This window comes from Klebsiella sp. GL120222-02, assembly GCF_003097195.1.
Taxonomy (GTDB): domain Bacteria; phylum Pseudomonadota; class Gammaproteobacteria; order Enterobacterales; family Enterobacteriaceae; genus Klebsiella; species Klebsiella variicola.
Map to the genome: position 1 here is coordinate 180,524 of NZ_QEQO01000004.1, position 18,199 is coordinate 198,722.

Consider the following 18,199-nt stretch of genomic DNA (forward strand, 5'->3'; position numbering starts at 1 on the left):
TCGCCGCTCTTAGTGCATCATCATGTTGTAGTTCAGGTTCCACATAATCCAGATGGAGCCGACAACCACGATCGCAATGATGATTACGGTGAAGATAAATGCGGTCAGGTTCCAGCCTTCATCGGACTTGCTGTTCATATGCAGGAAGTACACGAGGTGTACCACGATCTGCACCACAGCGGTCACCAGAATGGTGCCAAGGATAACCGCATGCGAGGCGGAGCCACTCATCACCATGGCGAACGGAATGACCGTCAGGATGATGGACAGGATAAATCCTGTCATGTAGCTCTTCACGCTGCCGTGAGAAGCGCCGCTATGATCGGTAGAATGACTCATTACATCGCCCCCATCAGATAGACAACCGAGAACACGCAGATCCATACGACGTCCAGGAAGTGCCAGAACAGGCTCAGGCACAGGATACGCGTGCGGTTAGTGCTAGTCAGGCCACGACGTGAAACCTGGAACATCAGCACCGCCATCCAGATAAGGCCAGAGGTCACGTGCAGACCGTGGGTGCCGACCAGCGCGAAGAACGCCGACAGGAAACCGCTACGATCCGGACCGAAGCCTTCCATGATCAGGTGATGGAATTCATAGATTTCCATCCCGATAAAGCCAGCGCCAAACAACCAGGTCAACGCCAGCCAGGAAACCACCTGGCTCTTGTTGTTTTTGTACATGGCGATAGCCGCCATGCCGTAGGTGATGGAGCTGAACAGCAGCAGTGCGGTTTCAACCAGAACGAACGGCAGTTCGAAAATATCTTTGCCCGTCGGTCCGCCGGCTGTGCCGTTCACCAGAACGGCATAGGTAGCAAACAGCGTAGCGAAGATGATGCAGTCGCTCATCAGGTAGATCCAGAAACCGAATACCTTCATCGGTCCTGTATCATGGTGCCCGTGTTCATGCGCGTGGGCAGTATGCGCAAGAGTATCAGTTGCCATTTTTCAGCCCTGCTTTGTTAATCTCATCGAAATGCTGTTTTTCCAGTTTTTCGACTTCTGCAACCGGTACGTAGTAATCCACGTCCTCGTCAAAGCTCTTAATAATCCAGGTCGCTACGATGCCGATGAAGCTGGCAATCGCCATCCACCAGATATGCCAGATCATGGCGAAACCAAATACCGTAGCGAAGGCGGCAATGACGATGCCGGCGCCGCTGTTTTTCGGCATATGAATTTCTTCATAGTGAGCAGGCTGTTTGTACGCTTCACCTTTCTCTTTCATTTCCCAGAAGGCATCACGCTCGTGAACCTGAGGAACGATAGCGAAGTTATAGAACGGCGGTGGAGAAGAGGTTGCCCACTCCAGCGTACGACCACCCCATGGGTCACCGGTCAGGTCACGGTTCTGATCGCGGTCGCGAATAGACACGTAGAACTGAATCAGCTGGCACAGGATACCGCAGGCGATCAGCGCTGCACCGCAAGCTGCAACAACCAGCATCGGGTGGAACTGCGGATCGATCTGCTGGCTCAGACGACGGGTCATACCCATGAAGCCCAGCACGTACAGCGGCATAAACGCCACGAAGAAGCCGATGATCCAGAACCAGAAAGCGCGTTTGCCCCAGGTTTCGTTCAGGGTGAAGCCAAAGGCTTTCGGCCACCAGTAGGTCAGACCTGCGAAGCAACCGAATACTACGCCGCCGATGATAACGTTATGGAAGTGCGCGATCAGGAACAGGCTGTTATGCAGAACGAAGTCCGCGCCCGGTACCGCCAGCAGCACGCCAGTCATCCCACCGACGGAGAAGGTCACGATAAAGCCGATAGTCCACATCATCGCTGAGTTGAAGACGATGCGACCCTGATACATGGTGAACAGCCAGTTGAAGATCTTAACCCCGGTCGGGATCGCGATAATCATGGTAGTAATACCGAAGAAGGCGTTTACGTTCGCGCCAGCACCCATGGTGAAGAAGTGGTGCAGCCAAACGATGAACGACAGAACGGTAATACAGACGGTTGCCCACACCAGAGAGGTGTAACCGAACAGACGCTTACGCGAGAAGGTCGCGGCGATTTCGGAGAAGACCCCGAACACCGGCAGAACCAGGATGTACACTTCCGGGTGACCCCAGGCCCAAATCAGGTTGATGTACATCATCATGTTGCCACCCATATCGTTGGTAAAGAAATGGGTGCCCAGGTAACGATCCAGGGTCAGCAGCGCGATGGTGACGGTCAGAATTGGGAAGGAGGCGATAATCAGGATGTTGGCGCACAGAGATGCCCAGGAGAATACCGGCATCTTGAACATGGTCATGCCCGGGGCGCGCATCTTGATAATGGTCACGAAGAAGTTAATACCGGTCAGGGTAGTACCGATACCGGAGAGCTGCAGCGCCCAAATCCAGTAATCGACCCCTACGCCAGGACTGTATTCAATTCCCGACAGCGGCGGATAGGCCAGCCAACCGGTCTGTGCGAACTCACCGACGCCCAGAGACAGGTTAACCAGAATCACGCCCACAACGGTGAACCAGAAGCTCAGGTTGTTGAGGAACGGGAAGGCCACGTCGCGCGCGCCGAGCTGAAGCGGAACCACCAGGTTCATCAGACCGATAACGAACGGCATCGCCACGAAGAAGATCATGATAACGCCGTGGGCGGTAAAGATCTGATCGTAGTGATGAGGTGGCAGGAAGCCTGCTTCCCCGGCCGAGGCCAGCACCTGCTGGCTACGCATCATAACGGCATCAGCAAAGCCACGCAGCAGCATGACGATTGCCACGATAACGTACATGATACCAAGACGTTTGTGGTCGACAGAAGTCAGCCACTCGTTCCACAGGTAGGACCACTTACCGAAGTAAGTGATGGCAGCCAGAAGCGCCAGTCCCCCAATGATAATCGCAGCCACCGTAACCACGATAATGGGTTCGTGGTAGGGCACTGCATCCAGTGTAAGTTTTCCGAACATCGTTTTCTTCCTCGGCCCCTTAGTGAGCGGTTTCCGCGTGGCTCATGTCCATGCCTTCCATCCCGTCGTGAGCAGCGTGCTCGCCTTCAGGTTTGGACATGTTCATGCTCTCGTGAGACATGAATTTGTTCACAACATCTTTGAACAGATCCGGCTTCACGTTAGAGAAGTATTCCACTTTGTTGTATTCGCTAGGCACAGCCACTTTATCGAACGCGGCCATGGAGTCCATGGAGTTCGGCGACTGTTTGGCTTTTTCAACCCACTGATCGAAGGTTGCACGATCCGGAGTAGCAATCGCTTTGAACTTCATACCTGAGAAGCCCGGGCCACTGTAGCTAGCGGAGATACCGTCATAAGTACCAGCTTCGTCAGCAATGAGGTGCAGTTGAGTCTGCATCCCGGCCATTGCGTAAATCTGGCTACCTAAGCGCGGAATGAAGAACGAGTTCATCACCGAGTTAGAGGTCACTTTGAAGTGTACCGGTACGTTCGCCGGGAAGGCGATTTCGTTAACGGTAGCAATACCCTGTTCCGGATAGATAAAGAACCATTTCCAGTCCATCGAAACGACTTCGATGGTGATTGGTTTCTCGTCGTGGGCAAGCGGTTTGCTTGGCTCCAGTGCGTGAGTGGTTTTCCAGGTCAGAACGGCCAGGAACAGGATGATCAGAATAGGTACCGTCCAGACCACAGCTTCCACTTTGTTGGAGTGTGACCAGTTCGGGCTATACTTCGCATCTTTATTGCTCGCGCGATACTTCCAGGCAAATCCTACTGCCATCAAGACGGCGGGAATAACGACAATCATCATCAGGCCGAAGGCCGTCAGAATCAAAGAGCGTTGCTCCAGTCCAATCTGTCCTTTTGGGTCAAGGAGTGCAGAATCACAACCACTGAGTAATACAGTACTTGCGATTAATGACATCCATCCCAAACTTTTATTGTATTTCCTGAGTCTCATTGAACGACCTCAATTCCACGGGATCTGGTGGCGTTTAAAGTGTACGGGCATTTTACGGTAAGGTTGCATTACTGTAAACATGATTGGATCTCTGTCAGTTCTGTGTTAGCGGCTTCTGCTTGGTTTGTCACATATGTTACGTAGTGTTACGTAATCGCTTGCAAAGCCTGATTTTCGTGGGATTGATAACGAAAGGGATAAGAAAAGGAGTGCTTAGCGGCGAATGGGCATAACCACCCAAAAATTAGAACAATTGTTTAACATTTAATTATCAAATAAAAGACATTGTGAAAACCTAAAATAAAATCGCCGTAGCTGAATCGGTTAAATTATTTAAAGAATCGAATGAAAACTGTCAATAATTTCCAGAAATCAAAAACGCACAAAACAACAAATAGCGCGGCGGGCAATATAAAAGCGTTAATAAGCCGTTATAATTACGTTTCGTAATTACAACGGCTAATAATGATGCAGCTTCCTTAAATCAGGCGAGTTTTACGCAGCGCCAGGTAGTCGAGCAGACCGCCGAACAAAATACCGCCCACCGCAGTCAGCGCCGCAACCTCCAGCAGACCGGACAGGAAAGAGAAGGCGGTGTAATCCAGGGCGTTCATGATCAGCAGTACCAGCCATACCGCCAGCAGCAGGCAGCCCAGCGCCAGGATCCTTAACGCCAACGCATAGGCTTGCGGGTATTCGCTTCGCGGCATAAAGCTTGCTGTGCGTTGGGTATGCTCAAGCGTTTGCCGGCACAGTTGCAGCAGCGCGATCCCCGGTACCGCCGCAACGACCGAGAAGAGATAGAACGTCGACCAGCCGTGGGCCTCGACAAACCAGCCGGCGATCGGCCCAACGTACACGCGGCCGACCGCGGACAGCGCAGAGAGCAGCGCGAACTGGGTAGCGGAAAAGGATTTATTGCACAGCGTCATCAGCAGCGCGACAAACGCCGCCGTCCCCATTCCCCCGCACAGGTTTTCAAAGAACACGGCGGTTGCCATGGAATAGAGGTGCTTATCGGTAATCGACAGCAGCCAGTAGCCAGCGTTGGAGACCCCCTGCAGCACACCGAAGATCAGCAGCGCCCGAAACAGCGTCAGCCGCTGCATCAGGACCCCGCCGTACAGGGCGCCGAGAATGGTGGCAAACAGGCCTAAGGTTTTGTTCACCATCCCCACTTCGCCGGCGTCAAAACCGACGCCGCGGATGAGGAAGGTGGTGGTCAGGCTCATGGCAAACGCATCGCCCAGCTTATAAAGGACGATGAGCAGCAGAATCAGCCAGGCGTTATTGCGACCGAAAAAATCGCGCAGCGGTTCGGCGACCGCCTGCTCCAGCGATCTGGGAACCGGGATAACGTCGCTCGGCTCGGGCGCCAGCAGTGTGGCGATGATGCACGGCACCAGCAGCGCCGCCATCAGCCAGTACATCCCCTGCCAGCCGAGATAGCGGTCGGCAAGCCACAGTGCCAGCCCCCCGGATACCAGCATCCCGAGGCGATAACCCAGCACGCTGATCGCGGCGCCAGCGCCGCGCTCTTCCGCTGGCAGAACGTCGGTTTTCCAGGCGTCGAACACAATATCCTGTGACGCCGAGCAGAAGGCGATCACCACCGCCAGCGCCGCCATCCAGCGGAGCTGGGAGACAGGCTCAAGAAAGCCCATCGCCGCGATAGCCAGCAGGAGCAGGACCTGGGTAGTCAGCAGCCAACCGCGACGACGCCCAAGAAACGGCGGCGTATAGCGGTCCATTAGCGGGGACCAGAGAAATTTAAAGACATAGGCCTGGCCGACGAGTGAGAAAAAACCGATCGTTTTCAGATCGATATTTTCCACTGTCATCCAGGCCTGCAGGGTACCGGAGGTGAGAGCCAGCGGCAGGCCTGAGGCGAAACCAAGGATCAGCAAAATCGCTGATTTCGGCTGTTGAAAAATGCGTAAGTAGTGACTGGACATAGCATAAAGCACGAACCCGGCCGCGGCCGGGTTCGTGGTGGCATTAACGCGCGTTTTGCTTGATGAAATCGTGGATGCTGGTGTCCTGCGCCATATCGGCGATGGTATCGGTCAGGACGCTGTTGACGGCATCAGCGATGTTCTTGTTCGAGGCCTGGAAGGCGCCTTCAACGGAATAGCTGGCGCGGTAGTTTTTGGTCATCTTCGTGCCGTTTGCCGCGGTGGCGATGATGGCGATATCGGCTTTCGTGGCGATGTTGTAGCGCACGTTGCCCTGGGAGACGTCAGCGTAGAGTTTATTGACAATAATCTGCAGATCGACCGCACCGTTCGGGCCAATCATGTAGCCGCGAGCGGTCATCTGTTTCTCCAGCACTTCCTGCAGCAGGAAGCGCAGATCGCGCGAGGCGGTGAGGGTGACCTGCTGATTGTCGCGCGTGACTTTCGCCAGCGCCTGGTCCGGACGCTGATCGGCGCCGTTGATGCTGACGGTCACGCCCATCAGGCTCGGATCCTGCTGCGGCAGCGTGATTTTCGGCGATACTTCAATGGTGGTCGGCGGCGTGGCGCATCCTGCCAGCATAAACATGGCGACCAACGGGAAAAGGATCTTCTTAAGCATGTTCAGGTCTCAACGCATGGTGTTGTTATAAGGAAAATTACCGCCATCATAGCATTGCCAACGGCAAGGGGAAGTGGCAACGCGTGTAAATCCATCGCCCTGGCGGTTTTCTGAGCGTCCCGCCACGGTTAATCGCTCTTTCCCCGGCGGATCTGGCGACCAGAGCCAGTAAACGTGATACTTTTGAATGAAAATATCAGAACAATGCTAATTTTTTGTTGTTTTCTCCTAATGGAAGCGGTAAAAGCGGCTAACATTTAAATGGAGTGGCGGCATCTCAGCGTTGTCGGAGGAGAAAATTCATGATGATACGTGAACAGATCGAAGCAAAACTTAGAGCAGCGTTCGACCCGATGTATCTCGAAGTCGTGGATGAAAGTTATCGTCACAACGTCCCAGCGGGCTCTGAAAGTCATTTTAAAGTGGTGTTAGTGAGCGATCGCTTCACTGGCGAGCGTTTCCTCAATCGCCACCGTATGATCTACGGCACGCTAACCGAGGAGCTGTCGAATACGGTGCATGCCCTGGCGCTGCACACCTACACGATAAAAGAGTGGGAAGCATTACAGGATACGGTTTTCGCCTCGCCGCCTTGCCGCGGTGCGGGGAGTATCGCCTAGAAATCCCATTTGCAACCGCTGGCGCTTTTCCAGTATGTTGCTTGCAGATTTAGCAAAAACGGCCTACGGGCCGTTTTGTTTTGCCTGGAAAATGCGCAAAGTGAGCGCTTTTGCGGACAAATTTGAGCGGGAAATGTGAAAAATGCCGCAGCAGTGGGCGACAACCGTTCTCGACTCACAAAAGTGATGCCGCTATAATGCCGCGTCTTATATATGAATGTCTTCGGGATGATTCTGACGACAGGGAATGTGTTTCTGATTTGAAGAGGGCATCCCGGTTCTGCGAAGCCACCTACACGCGCTTCCAGAGTTGACCGAGCACTGTGATTTTTTTGAGGTAACAAGATGCAAGTTTCAGTTGAAACCACTCAGGGCCTTGGGCGCCGTGTAACGATTACTATCGCCGCTGACAGCATCGAGAATGCTGTCAAAAGCGAGCTGGTCAACGTAGCGAAAAAAGTTCGCATTGACGGCTTCCGTAAAGGCAAAGTGCCGATGAATGTTGTTGCTCAGCGTTATGGCGCATCCGTTCGCCAGGACGTGCTGGGCGACCTGATGAGCCGTCATTTCGTTGACGCGATCATCAAAGAGAAAATCAATCCGGCCGGTGCGCCGAACTACGTTCCGGGCGAATACAAACTGGGCGAAGACTTCACCTACGCGGTAGAGTTCGAAGTGTATCCGGAAGTTGAACTGCAGGGTCTGGACGCAATCGAAGTTGAAAAACCGGTTGTTGAAGTGACCGACGCTGACGTTGACACCATGCTGGAAACCCTGCGCAAACAGCAGGCGACCTGGAAAGACAAAGACGGCGCCGTTGACGCTGAAGATCGCGTCACTATCGACTTCACCGGTTCCGTAGACGGCGAAGAGTTCGAAGGCGGCAAAGCCTCTGACTTCGTACTGGCGATGGGCCAGGGTCGCATGATCCCGGGCTTCGAAGATGGTATCAAAGGCCACAAAGCGGGCGAAGAGTTCACCATCGACGTGACCTTCCCGGAAGAATACCACGCAGAAAACCTGAAAGGTAAAGCGGCTAAGTTCGTTATCAACCTGAAAAAAGTTGAAGAGCGTGAACTGCCGGAGCTGACTGAAGAATTCATCAAACGTTTCGGCGTGGAAGATGGTTCCGTCGCTGGCCTGCGCGCTGAAGTGCGTAAAAACATGGAGCGCGAGCTGAAAGGCGCTGTGCGTAACCGCGTGAAGTCTCAGGCTATCGAAGGTCTGGTTAAAGCCAACGAGATCGACGTTCCGGCTGCCCTGATTGACAGCGAAATCGACGTGCTGCGTCGTCAGGCTGCTCAGCGTTTCGGTGGCAACGAGAAACAGGCTCTGGAACTGCCGCGTGAGCTGTTCGAAGAGCAGGCTAAACGCCGCGTTGTTGTCGGTCTGCTGCTGGGCGAAGTGATTCGCACCAATGAGCTGAAAGCTGACGAAGAGCGCGTGAAAGGCCTGATCGAAGAGATGGCTTCTGCGTACGAAGATCCGTCAGAAGTGGTTGAGTTCTACAGCAAGAACAAAGAGCTGATGGACAACATGCGCAACGTGGCGCTGGAAGAGCAGGCTGTTGAAGCTGTGCTGGCGAAAGCCAAAGTGTCTGAAAAAGCCACTTCCTTCAACGAACTGATGAACCAGCAGGCGTAATTTCGCCGCGATTGTTTAAGGTTCGAGCAAAAACCCGTTGCCGAAAGGCGGCGGGTTTTTTTTTAAGATAATGATAGCCTCAGGCACGGTGCTAAAACGCATTTACCATGATAGCGTTACAGCAAAAGCTTGTTATGCTTGAAATATGGCAACACCATCCCCATTACCGGGGGAGGCAACTGCATCCGCTATCGCACGCGTGTTGAAGAGGCGGTGATGCGTTCAGTGGATAGAAACTGTGGCTGATAATCCGTCCGTAAGGTTACAATCAGTGCAGCAGGTATTTTAAAATTACTCCAGGAGACGGAAATGTCATACAGTGGCGAACGAGACAACTTTGCACCCCATATGGCCCTGGTGCCGATGGTCATTGAACAGACCTCACGCGGTGAACGTTCTTTTGATATCTACTCCCGTCTGCTTAAGGAACGCGTCATTTTTCTGACCGGCCAGGTCGAAGACCACATGGCAAACCTGATCGTGGCGCAGATGCTGTTTCTGGAAGCGGAAAACCCGGAAAAAGACATTTACCTGTACATTAACTCTCCGGGCGGGGTGATCACCGCCGGGATGTCGATTTATGACACCATGCAGTTCATCAAGCCGGATGTCAGCACCATTTGTATGGGGCAGGCCGCTTCTATGGGCGCGTTTCTGCTGACCGCCGGGGCGAAAGGCAAGCGCTTCTGCCTGCCGAACTCCCGCGTGATGATCCACCAGCCGCTGGGCGGCTATCAGGGACAGGCGACGGATATTGAGATCCACGCCCGTGAAATCCTGAAGGTGAAAGGACGCATGAATGAGCTGATGGCGCATCATACCGGCCAGTCTCTTGAGCAGATTGAGCGTGACACCGAGCGTGACCGCTTCCTCTCTGCTGCGGAAGCCGTGGAGTACGGGCTGGTCGACTCTATTTTGACCCATCGTAATTGATGCCCGAGGCGCAAGGGTGCCGCTTTACGCTTCATCCTTCTCGCCGCGATTTTTCGGGTGGTTGGCATTTTTTCGGACGCTTGCCGGTCAGGCTTGCGGCCGGAGGCTTTGCCACCGCCTCGATGTAGCGCGAAGGATTTTGTGTATATACTAATGAAGGGCGGCACAACGCTATATGGCGGCTTGCGCCTGAGAATGGCATTTGCGTCGTCGTGTGCGGCACAAAGAACTTAAAAAGAGGTTTGGACTCATGACAGATAAACGCAAAGATGGATCGGGCAAATTGTTGTATTGCTCTTTTTGCGGCAAAAGCCAGCATGAAGTGCGTAAGCTGATCGCCGGGCCATCCGTGTATATCTGCGACGAATGCGTTGATTTATGTAACGACATCATTCGCGAAGAGATTAAAGAAGTTGCGCCGCACCGCGAGCGCAGCGCATTGCCGACGCCGCACGAGATTCGCCACCACCTTGATGACTATGTCATCGGTCAGGAACAGGCGAAGAAAGTGTTGGCGGTCGCGGTATACAACCACTACAAACGTCTGCGCAATGGCGATACCAGCAATGGCGTAGAGCTGGGTAAAAGTAACATTCTGCTGATCGGGCCGACCGGTTCCGGTAAAACGCTGTTGGCGGAAACGCTGGCGCGCCTGCTGGATGTGCCGTTTACCATGGCAGACGCCACCACCCTGACCGAAGCGGGTTATGTGGGTGAGGACGTCGAAAATATCATTCAGAAACTGCTGCAGAAGTGCGACTACGACGTGCAGAAAGCGCAGCGCGGCATCGTTTATATCGACGAAATCGACAAAATTTCGCGTAAATCCGATAACCCGTCGATTACCCGCGACGTCTCCGGCGAAGGCGTACAGCAGGCGTTGCTGAAGCTTATCGAAGGCACCGTCGCCGCCGTTCCACCGCAGGGCGGGCGTAAACATCCGCAGCAAGAGTTCCTGCAGGTTGATACCTCCAAGATCCTGTTTATCTGCGGCGGCGCGTTCGCCGGCCTGGACAAAGTGATTTCCCACCGTGTTGAAACCGGCTCCGGCATTGGTTTTGGCGCGACGGTAAAAGCGAAGTCCGACAAAGCGAGCGAAGGCGAGCTGCTGGCCCAGGTCGAGCCGGAAGATCTGATCAAGTTTGGTCTGATCCCGGAATTCATTGGCCGTCTGCCGGTGGTGGCGACCCTGAATGAGCTGAGCGAAGAAGCCCTGATCCAGATCCTGAAAGAGCCGAAAAATGCCCTGACCAAGCAGTATCAGGCGCTGTTTAGCCTTGAGGGCGCAGAGCTTGAATTCCGCGACGAAGCGCTGGACGCCATCGCCAAGAAAGCGATGGCGCGTAAAACCGGCGCCCGCGGTCTGCGCTCGATTGTGGAAGCGGCGCTGCTGGATACCATGTATGACCTGCCTTCGATGGATGATGTCGAGAAAGTGGTCATTGATGAGTCGGTTATCGAGGGTCAGAGCAAACCGCTGCTGATCTACGGCAAACCGGAAGCCCAACAGGCATCTGGTGAATAATTAACCATTTCACTCAAGCAGTTAACAAAAAGGGGGGATTTTATCTCCCCTTTTATTTTTCCTGCATTCCCGCCGTTGAATGTGTGGAATACATCCCCATATACTGGATTACATATTAACGACGATGCAGTGGAGTATGGCGTCGTCGGCTACCTGGCGGACTTTAAACTAAGAGAGAGCTCTATGAATCCTGAGCGTTCTGAACGCATTGAAATCCCCGTATTGCCATTGCGCGATGTGGTGGTTTATCCGCACATGGTCATACCCCTGTTCGTAGGGCGGGAAAAATCTATTCGTTGCCTCGAAGCGGCCATGGACCATGATAAAAAAATCATGCTGGTTGCGCAGAAAGAAGCGTCGACGGATGAGCCGGGTGTAAACGATCTTTTCACCGTTGGAACCGTGGCGTCTATTTTGCAGATGCTGAAGCTGCCGGACGGCACCGTGAAGGTGCTGGTCGAAGGGCTGCAGCGTGCACGTATTTCTGCGCTGTCTGATAATGGCGAACATTTCTCGGCGAAAGCGGAGTATCTCGACTCGCCGGCGATTGACGAACGCGAGCAGGAAGTGCTGGTTCGCACCGCTATCAGCCAGTTTGAAGGCTATATCAAGCTGAACAAAAAGATCCCACCGGAAGTGCTGACGTCGCTGAACAGCATCGACGATCCGGCGCGCCTGGCGGATACCATCGCGGCGCACATGCCGCTGAAGCTGGCTGACAAGCAGTCTGTGCTTGAGATGTCCGACGTCAACGAACGTCTGGAATATCTGATGGCGATGATGGAATCGGAAATCGATCTGCTGCAGGTTGAGAAGCGCATTCGCAACCGCGTCAAAAAGCAGATGGAGAAATCCCAGCGCGAGTACTATCTGAACGAGCAAATGAAAGCGATTCAGAAAGAACTCGGCGAGATGGACGACGCCCCGGACGAAAACGAAGCGCTGAAGCGTAAGATCGACGCGGCGAAAATGCCGAAAGAGGCGAAAGAAAAAACCGAAGCGGAACTGCAGAAGCTGAAGATGATGTCGCCGATGTCTGCGGAAGCGACCGTCGTGCGTGGCTACATCGACTGGATGGTGCAGGTGCCGTGGAACGCGCGCAGTAAGGTCAAAAAAGACCTGCGCCAGGCCCAGGAGATCCTCGATACCGATCACTATGGCCTGGAGCGCGTGAAGGATCGCATCCTTGAATATCTCGCGGTGCAGAGCCGGGTGAACAAAATCAAGGGGCCAATCCTCTGTCTGGTGGGACCGCCGGGGGTAGGTAAAACCTCGTTAGGTCAATCCATCGCCAAAGCGACCGGACGTAAATACGTACGTATGGCGTTAGGTGGCGTGCGCGATGAAGCGGAAATTCGCGGTCATCGTCGGACCTATATTGGCTCGATGCCGGGCAAACTGATCCAGAAAATGGCGAAAGTGGGGGTGAAAAACCCGCTGTTCCTGCTGGATGAGATCGACAAAATGTCTTCCGACATGCGCGGCGACCCGGCTTCTGCGTTGCTTGAGGTGCTGGATCCGGAACAGAACGTGGCCTTTAACGACCACTATCTGGAAGTGGATTACGATCTCAGCGATGTGATGTTCGTGGCGACGTCTAACTCCATGAACATTCCGGCGCCGCTGCTGGACCGTATGGAAGTGATTCGCCTCTCCGGTTACACCGAAGATGAAAAGCTTAACATCGCCAAGCGTCACCTGCTGCCGAAGCAGATCGAACGTAACGCGCTGAAGAAAGGCGAGCTGACCGTCGACGATAGCGCCATTATCGGCATTATTCGTTACTACACGCGTGAAGCGGGGGTTCGTAGCCTGGAGCGTGAAATCTCCAAGCTGTGCCGTAAAGCCGTTAAACAGCTGCTGCTGGATAAGTCGCTGAAACACATCGAGATTAACGGTGAGAATCTGCATGATTATCTCGGCGTACAGCGCTTTGACTATGGCCGTGCCGATAGCGAGAACCGTGTCGGTCAGGTGACCGGTCTGGCGTGGACGGAGGTGGGGGGCGATCTGCTGACCATCGAAACCGCCTGCGTACCAGGCAAAGGCAAGCTGACCTACACCGGTTCGCTGGGTGAGGTCATGCAGGAATCGATTCAGGCTGCGCTGACCGTGGTGCGTTCGCGGGCGGACAAACTGGGCATTAACGCCGACTTCTACGAGAAGCGTGATATTCACGTCCACGTTCCGGAAGGGGCGACGCCGAAGGATGGTCCTAGCGCGGGTATTGCCATGTGTACGGCGCTGGTCTCCTGCCTGACCGGTAACCCGGTACGCGCTGATGTGGCGATGACCGGTGAAATCACTCTGCGTGGTCAGGTGCTGCCGATCGGCGGTCTGAAGGAAAAACTGCTGGCGGCGCATCGCGGCGGCATTAAGACTGTTCTGATTCCTGATGAGAACAAACGCGACCTTGAAGAAATTCCAGATAACGTTATCGCCGATTTGGATATCCATCCGGTGAAACGAATCGAGGAAGTTCTGACACTTGCGCTGCAGAACGAACCGTTCGGCATGCAGGTTGTGACCGCGAAATAGTGATTCTGCGCAAATTGCGCTAATAAAAATAGGGCTGGTAAGTCATTTCGGACTTGCCAGCCTTTTTTTGTGTAGCTAACTTAGATCGCTGGCAGGGGGGTCATCGACAACTGCTGTTGTAAGGGCATGACAGTCCTGATATAACTGCTGCGCGGTCGCACTATGAAGGACTCAGGTGCGATATAAATTATAAAGAGAGGAAGAGAACAGTGAATAAATCTCAACTGATTGACAAAATTGCTGCGGGTGCGGACATTTCTAAAGCTGCAGCTGGACGTGCGTTAGATGCTTTAATCGCTTCTGTTACTGAATCTCTGCAGGCTGGGGATGACGTTGCGCTGGTAGGTTTTGGTACCTTTGCTGTTAAAGAACGTGCCGCCCGTACTGGTCGCAACCCACAAACAGGTAAAGAAATTACTATCGCTGCCGCAAAAGTGCCGGGCTTCCGTGCTGGTAAAGCGCTGAAAGACGCGGTGAACTGATCGGCTTTCCCGTCAGGGAATGTGACGAAGTACAAGGGCGCATCGTGAGATGTGCCTTTTTTATTGCCTTTTCAGACCACTTTATGTGTGTTTATCGCCACTTGTGGGCTGACAATCACCCTGTTTTCTTGTCAAAATACGTCCTCACGCGCGGCGGCCATCACGTGCTATGCTGCGCGAGCTAAAGTCATCTACAGCGGAGCGTTGTTACACCATGATGGACAACCTACGCACGGCCGCCAACAGCGTCGTGCTCAAGATTATTTTCGGTATCATTATCGTCTCGTTCATTTTGACCGGGGTGAGTGGTTACCTGATTGGCGGTGGCAAAAACTATGCCGCAAAAGTGAATGGCCAGGAGATTGGTCGTGGGCAGTTTGAAAATGCCGTCGCCAGCGAACGTAACCGTATGCAGCAGCAGCTTGGCGACCAGTTCTCCGAGCTGGCGGCGAACGAAAACTACATGAAAACCATGCGCCAGCAGGTGCTGAACCGCCTGATCGATGAATCGCTTCTGGATCAGTATGCCCGCGAGCTGGGCCTCAGCATCAGCGATGAGCAGGTGAAGCAGGCGATCTTCCAGACCCAGGCTTTCCAGACGAACGGTAAGTTCGACAACCAGCGTTTCAGCGGTATTGTCGCCCAGATGGGGATGACCACCGATCAGTACGCTCAGGCGCTGCGTAACCAGCTGACCACCCAACAGCTGATTAACGCCATTGCGGGTACCGACTTCATGCTGCCGGGTGAGTCCGATCAGCTGGCGGCGCTGGTGTCTCAGCAGCGTGTCGTCCGCGAAGCGACCATCAACGTGAATGCCCTGGCGGCAAAACAGACGGCCAGCGATGAGGAAATCAACGCTTTCTGGCAGCAGAATCAGGCCCGTTTTATGGCGCCGGAGCAGTTCCGCGTCAGCTATATCAAAATGGATGCCGCCAGCATGCAGGAGAGCGCCTCTGACGAAGAGATTCAGTCATGGTACGACCAGCATAAGGATCAGTTCACTCAGCCGCAGCGCAACCGCTACAGCGTGATTCAGACCAAAACGGAAGCCGATGCGAAAGCGGTGCTGGCCGAGCTGCAAAAAGGGGCAGATTTCGCCACGCTGGCGAAAGAAAAATCGACCGATATTATCTCTGCCCGCAACGGCGGCGATATGGGGTGGATGGAAGAGGCCTCTACGGTGCCAGAGCTGAAAGATGCCGGGCTGAAAGAGAAAGGCCAGCTGTCTGGCGTGATCAAATCCTCGGTTGGCTTCCTGGTGGCCCGTCTGGACGACGTCCAGCCGGCGCAGGTGAAGCCGCTGGCTGACGTGCGTAATGACATTGCGGCGAAAGTGAAGCAGGAAAAAGCGCTGGATGCTTACTACGCGCTGCAGCAGAAGGTGAGCGATGCGGCCAGCAACGATAATGAGTCGTTGGCGGGCGCGGCGCAGGTCGCCGGACTGAAGGTGGTGGAAACCGGCTGGTTTGGCCGCGATAACCTGCCGGAAGAGCTGAACTTTAAACCGGTCGCTGACGCTATCTTCAACGGCGGTCTGGTGGGTGAGAACGGCGCGCCAGGCAGCAACTCCGACATCATTACCGTTGACGGCGATCGCGCATTTGTTCTGCGCATCAGCGAGCACAAAGCCGAGGCGGTGAAGCCGCTGGCTGAAGTGAAGGCGCAGGTTAGCGATATCGTTAAGCACAATAAAGCGGAACAGCAGGCGAAACTGGACGCCGACAAGCTGCTGGCGGCGCTGAAAGACGGCAAAGGCGATGAAGCGATGAAGGCGGCTGGCCTGAGCTTTGGCGCGCCGCAGACGCTTTCCCGTACCGGCCAGGATCCGCTGAGCCAGCTGGCATTCACTCTGCCGCTGCCGCAGCAGGGCAAACCGGTCTACGGCGTTGGCAGCAATATGCAAGGCGATGTGGTGCTGGTGGCGCTGGATGAAGTGAAAGCAGGCAACATGCCGGAAGAGCAGAAGAAGGCCATGGTTCAGGGGATTACCCAGAACAACGCCCAAATCGCTTTCGAAGCGCTGATGAGCAACCTGCGCAAGGCGGCGAAAATTAAGCTGGGTGACAGCATCGACCAGCAGCAGTAATTTCGCGTCGTCTCGCAAAAATGAGCAACATGATGTAATCCTCAAGGGCCGCTTTCGCGGCCCTTTCCATTTCTGTGATTTGCCTTTTGTCGGCCATCCGCACTGACGCTATCGTAACCTTGCTGTCTACACACAAGGAGATATCAGCATGAAATATGGAATAAAAACACTGATGGCCGCGGGCGTTCTGGTTTTCGCGGTAGGGGTACAGGGGGCGCAGGTGGCACCCGCCAGCGGTAAAGCGGTAGTGAATAAAGAAAATGTGCAGGCGACCGCTTCGGCGAAGGCGGAAGCGGTGCCCGGCGACACCGACAACGGGGCGACAAAAGTCAGCATTAACCACGCCAGCGCCGAACAGCTGGCGCAGGCGTTGAATGGCGTAGGGTTGAAAAAAGCCCAGGCCATTGTCAGCTACCGCGAAGAGTACGGGCCGTTCAAAACCCTCGATGATCTGAAGCAGGTCCCGGGAATGGGGAGCGCGTTGGTGGAGCGCAATTTAGCCCATCTGACGCTGTAAATTTTATGCCAGACCTTGCACAGCGGTGATTTTTTGCCAGGATAAAGAGGTTGCATCAAGTGGTGTGACCTCTTACCTCATAAACAACAATAACAGAAAGGCATTAGTGCTATGCAGACACAAATTAAAGTTCGCGGCTATCATCTGGACGTCTACCAGCATGTGAACAACGCACGTTACCTGGAGTTCCTTGAGGAAGCCCGCTGGGACGGCCTGGAAAACAGCCCCGCGTTTCAGTGGATGATGGAGAAAAACATCGCCTTCGTGGTGGTGAATATCAATATTAACTACCGTCGTCCGGCGGTGCTGGGCGATGTGCTGACAGTGAGCAGCAAACTGGAGCAACTCAACGGCAAAAGCGGCACCCTTAGTCAGGTGGTCACCCTCAACCCCAATGGCGAAGTGGTGGCCGATGCGCTGATTACCTTCGTCTGTATCGATTTGAAAACCCAGAAGGCGCTGCCGCTGGAAGGGGAGTTGCGTGAGAAACTTGACCAGATGAACTTGCGCTGACAACCGACGTGCGAGTGACGGGCCCACGGCAGGTGATGAACCCGTAGCCCCGGTAAGCGTCGCGCTACCGGGGAATTTGAGTCAAAGCTCCGGTAAATCGCTCCCCGGAGGCTATGCCTGTGCCAGCCCGGTTTTTTGCTTCATCACCGCCATTACGCCGACCTTGTCCCCCAGATACTGGTTGAGTCCGTTTGCGCGCAGGTTACAGGCGGCGCACTGGCCGCAGCCATCGCCCTTAATGCCATTGTAGCAGGTGAGGGTTTCCTGGCGCACCAGATCCAGCTGACCCCAGAAGTCGGCAAGCGCCCAGGTCTCGGCTTTATTCAGCCACATCAGCGGCGTCTCAAAGCGAATGTCTTTCGCCATCCCAAGGCTGACGGCGTGGTGCAGCGCTTTGACAAACTCATCGCGACAGTCCGGGTAGCCGGAGAAGTCGGTCTCGCACACGCCGGTGATGATGGCTTCGGCTTTCACCTGATAGGCGTAGATTGCCGTCAGGGTTAAAAACAGAATATTGCGCCCGGGGACAAAGGTGTTGGGAATGCCTTCGGCATCAGGCTGATAGTCCGGTACCGGAATGTTATCGCGGGTCAGGCTGCTGACTGCCAGTTCGTTGAGCAGAGTGACGTCCAGCACTTTATGCGCGACGGCGCCCAGTTTCAGGGCGAGTTCGCGCGCAACGTCGATTTCCGCGCGGTGGCGTTGGCCATAATCAAAAGTGACGCAATGCACTTCATCATACTGTTGCAGAGCCTGCACCAGACAGGTGGTTGAATCTTGTCCTCCGCTGAAGACAACTACGGCGCGTTTCATGGCAATTCCTGACTAAATGAGTAAAGGCGCTATGGTAGCGCCAGACGCGCGCG

16 protein-coding genes are annotated in these 18,199 nt (G+C 54.4%); 9 read left to right on the top strand and 7 right to left on the bottom strand.

Annotation, left to right across the window (positions count from 1 at the left end):
• Nucleotides 1–9: 9 nt before the first annotated feature.
• The 6 genes from N438_RS14755 to N438_RS14780 form a co-directional block, all read right to left on the bottom strand.
• Nucleotides 10–339: a cytochrome o ubiquinol oxidase subunit IV gene (locus N438_RS14755; protein ID WP_002891634.1), complete on the bottom strand. Its 330-nt coding sequence runs from the start codon at nucleotides 337–339 to the stop codon at nucleotides 10–12.
• On the bottom strand, nucleotides 339–950 hold the full coding sequence (locus N438_RS14760; RefSeq protein ID WP_002891635.1) for a cytochrome o ubiquinol oxidase subunit III: 612 nt from the start codon (nucleotides 948–950) through the stop codon (nucleotides 339–341). The genes N438_RS14755 and N438_RS14760 overlap by 1 nt, the downstream gene beginning before the upstream one ends.
• The gene (gene cyoB / locus N438_RS14765; protein ID WP_012542690.1) at nucleotides 940–2,931 is read right to left on the bottom strand and encodes a cytochrome o ubiquinol oxidase subunit I; all 1,992 of its coding nucleotides are present in this window, start codon (nucleotides 2,929–2,931) and stop codon (nucleotides 940–942) included. Before cyoB ends, N438_RS14760 begins: the two co-directional genes overlap by 11 nt.
• Nucleotides 2,932–2,950: 19 nt before the next feature.
• The gene (gene cyoA / locus N438_RS14770; protein ID WP_008805398.1) at nucleotides 2,951–3,895 is read right to left on the bottom strand and encodes a cytochrome o ubiquinol oxidase subunit II; all 945 of its coding nucleotides are present in this window, start codon (nucleotides 3,893–3,895) and stop codon (nucleotides 2,951–2,953) included.
• Nucleotides 3,896–4,374: 479 nt separating this feature from the next.
• A complete protein-coding gene (gene ampG, locus N438_RS14775; protein ID WP_116696354.1) occupies nucleotides 4,375–5,850 on the bottom strand; it encodes a muropeptide MFS transporter AmpG in 1,476 nt (491 codons plus the stop codon).
• A gap of 43 nt (nucleotides 5,851–5,893) precedes the next feature.
• Nucleotides 5,894–6,472 carry a lipoprotein gene (locus N438_RS14780; RefSeq protein ID WP_004204800.1) on the bottom strand — a complete coding sequence of 193 codons (579 nt, stop codon included), beginning with the start codon at nucleotides 6,470–6,472 and terminating at the stop codon, nucleotides 5,894–5,896.
• A gap of 302 nt (nucleotides 6,473–6,774) precedes the next feature.
• On the opposite strand from N438_RS14780, the gene bolA reads away from it, so the two are divergent.
• The 9 genes from bolA (at nucleotide 6,775) to N438_RS14835 (ending at nucleotide 17,333) form a co-directional block, all read left to right on the top strand.
• On the top strand, nucleotides 6,775–7,092 hold the full coding sequence (gene bolA, locus N438_RS14785) for a transcriptional regulator BolA (protein WP_002891649.1): 318 nt from the start codon (nucleotides 6,775–6,777) through the stop codon (nucleotides 7,090–7,092).
• A 345-nt stretch (nucleotides 7,093–7,437) separates the two neighbouring features.
• Nucleotides 7,438–8,736, top strand: a complete 1,299-nt coding sequence (gene tig / locus N438_RS14800; RefSeq protein WP_008805401.1) for a trigger factor — start codon at nucleotides 7,438–7,440, stop codon at nucleotides 8,734–8,736.
• Nucleotides 8,737–9,045: 309 nt separating this feature from the next.
• Nucleotides 9,046–9,669, top strand: a complete 624-nt coding sequence (gene clpP, locus N438_RS14805) for an ATP-dependent Clp endopeptidase proteolytic subunit ClpP (RefSeq protein ID WP_002891804.1) — start codon at nucleotides 9,046–9,048, stop codon at nucleotides 9,667–9,669.
• Nucleotides 9,670–9,919: 250 nt separating this feature from the next.
• Entirely contained in the window at nucleotides 9,920–11,194 is a 1,275-nt protein-coding gene (gene clpX / locus N438_RS14810) for an ATP-dependent protease ATP-binding subunit ClpX (RefSeq protein WP_008805402.1), read from the top strand.
• 183 nt (nucleotides 11,195–11,377) lie between these two features.
• Nucleotides 11,378–13,732 (top strand): endopeptidase La, encoded by a 2,355-nt coding sequence (lon, locus tag N438_RS14815; RefSeq protein ID WP_004151336.1) that lies wholly within the window; start codon nucleotides 11,378–11,380, stop codon nucleotides 13,730–13,732.
• Nucleotides 13,733–13,941: 209 nt separating this feature from the next.
• On the top strand, nucleotides 13,942–14,214 hold the full coding sequence (gene hupB, locus N438_RS14820; RefSeq protein ID WP_002444653.1) for a nucleoid-associated protein HU-beta: 273 nt from the start codon (nucleotides 13,942–13,944) through the stop codon (nucleotides 14,212–14,214).
• A 214-nt stretch (nucleotides 14,215–14,428) separates the two neighbouring features.
• Nucleotides 14,429–16,303: a peptidylprolyl isomerase gene (ppiD, locus tag N438_RS14825; RefSeq protein ID WP_012968827.1), complete on the top strand. Its 1,875-nt coding sequence runs from the start codon at nucleotides 14,429–14,431 to the stop codon at nucleotides 16,301–16,303.
• Between the two features lie 148 nt (nucleotides 16,304–16,451).
• On the top strand, nucleotides 16,452–16,820 hold the full coding sequence (locus N438_RS14830; RefSeq protein ID WP_012968826.1) for a helix-hairpin-helix domain-containing protein: 369 nt from the start codon (nucleotides 16,452–16,454) through the stop codon (nucleotides 16,818–16,820).
• Between the two features lie 111 nt (nucleotides 16,821–16,931).
• A complete protein-coding gene (locus N438_RS14835; RefSeq protein WP_008805405.1) occupies nucleotides 16,932–17,333 on the top strand; it encodes a YbgC/FadM family acyl-CoA thioesterase in 402 nt (133 codons plus the stop codon).
• A 111-nt stretch (nucleotides 17,334–17,444) separates the two neighbouring features.
• Here the strand turns inward: N438_RS14835 and queC are convergent, their stop codons facing one another.
• Complete coding sequence (gene queC, locus N438_RS14840; protein WP_008805406.1) at nucleotides 17,445–18,146, bottom strand: 7-cyano-7-deazaguanine synthase QueC; 702 nt, start codon at nucleotides 18,144–18,146, stop codon at nucleotides 17,445–17,447.
• Nucleotides 18,147–18,199 lie beyond the last annotated feature (53 nt).

Bases quoted from the DNA above. Each gene is read 5' to 3' on its own strand.
- N438_RS14835 (WP_008805405.1), top strand. From the start codon at position 16,932: ATGCAGACACAAATTAAAGTTCGCGGCTATCATCTGGACGTCTACCAG.
- N438_RS14755 (WP_002891634.1), bottom strand. From the start codon at position 339: ATGAGTCATTCTACCGATCATAGCGGCGCTTCTCACGGCAGCGTGAAG.
- queC (WP_008805406.1), bottom strand. From the start codon at position 18,146: ATGAAACGCGCCGTAGTTGTCTTCAGCGGAGGACAAGATTCAACCACC.
- clpX (WP_008805402.1), top strand. From the start codon at position 9,920: ATGACAGATAAACGCAAAGATGGATCGGGCAAATTGTTGTATTGCTCT.
- cyoA (WP_008805398.1), bottom strand. From the start codon at position 3,895: ATGAGACTCAGGAAATACAATAAAAGTTTGGGATGGATGTCATTAATC.
- ampG (WP_116696354.1), bottom strand. From the start codon at position 5,850: ATGTCCAGTCACTACTTACGCATTTTTCAACAGCCGAAATCAGCGATT.
- bolA (WP_002891649.1), top strand. From the start codon at position 6,775: ATGATGATACGTGAACAGATCGAAGCAAAACTTAGAGCAGCGTTCGAC.
- tig (WP_008805401.1), top strand. From the start codon at position 7,438: ATGCAAGTTTCAGTTGAAACCACTCAGGGCCTTGGGCGCCGTGTAACG.
- N438_RS14780 (WP_004204800.1), bottom strand. From the start codon at position 6,472: ATGCTTAAGAAGATCCTTTTCCCGTTGGTCGCCATGTTTATGCTGGCA.
- N438_RS14760 (WP_002891635.1), bottom strand. From the start codon at position 950: ATGGCAACTGATACTCTTGCGCATACTGCCCACGCGCATGAACACGGG.
- lon (WP_004151336.1), top strand. From the start codon at position 11,378: ATGAATCCTGAGCGTTCTGAACGCATTGAAATCCCCGTATTGCCATTG.
- N438_RS14830 (WP_012968826.1), top strand. From the start codon at position 16,452: ATGAAATATGGAATAAAAACACTGATGGCCGCGGGCGTTCTGGTTTTC.
- ppiD (WP_012968827.1), top strand. From the start codon at position 14,429: ATGATGGACAACCTACGCACGGCCGCCAACAGCGTCGTGCTCAAGATT.
- clpP (WP_002891804.1), top strand. From the start codon at position 9,046: ATGTCATACAGTGGCGAACGAGACAACTTTGCACCCCATATGGCCCTG.
- cyoB (WP_012542690.1), bottom strand. From the start codon at position 2,931: ATGTTCGGAAAACTTACACTGGATGCAGTGCCCTACCACGAACCCATT.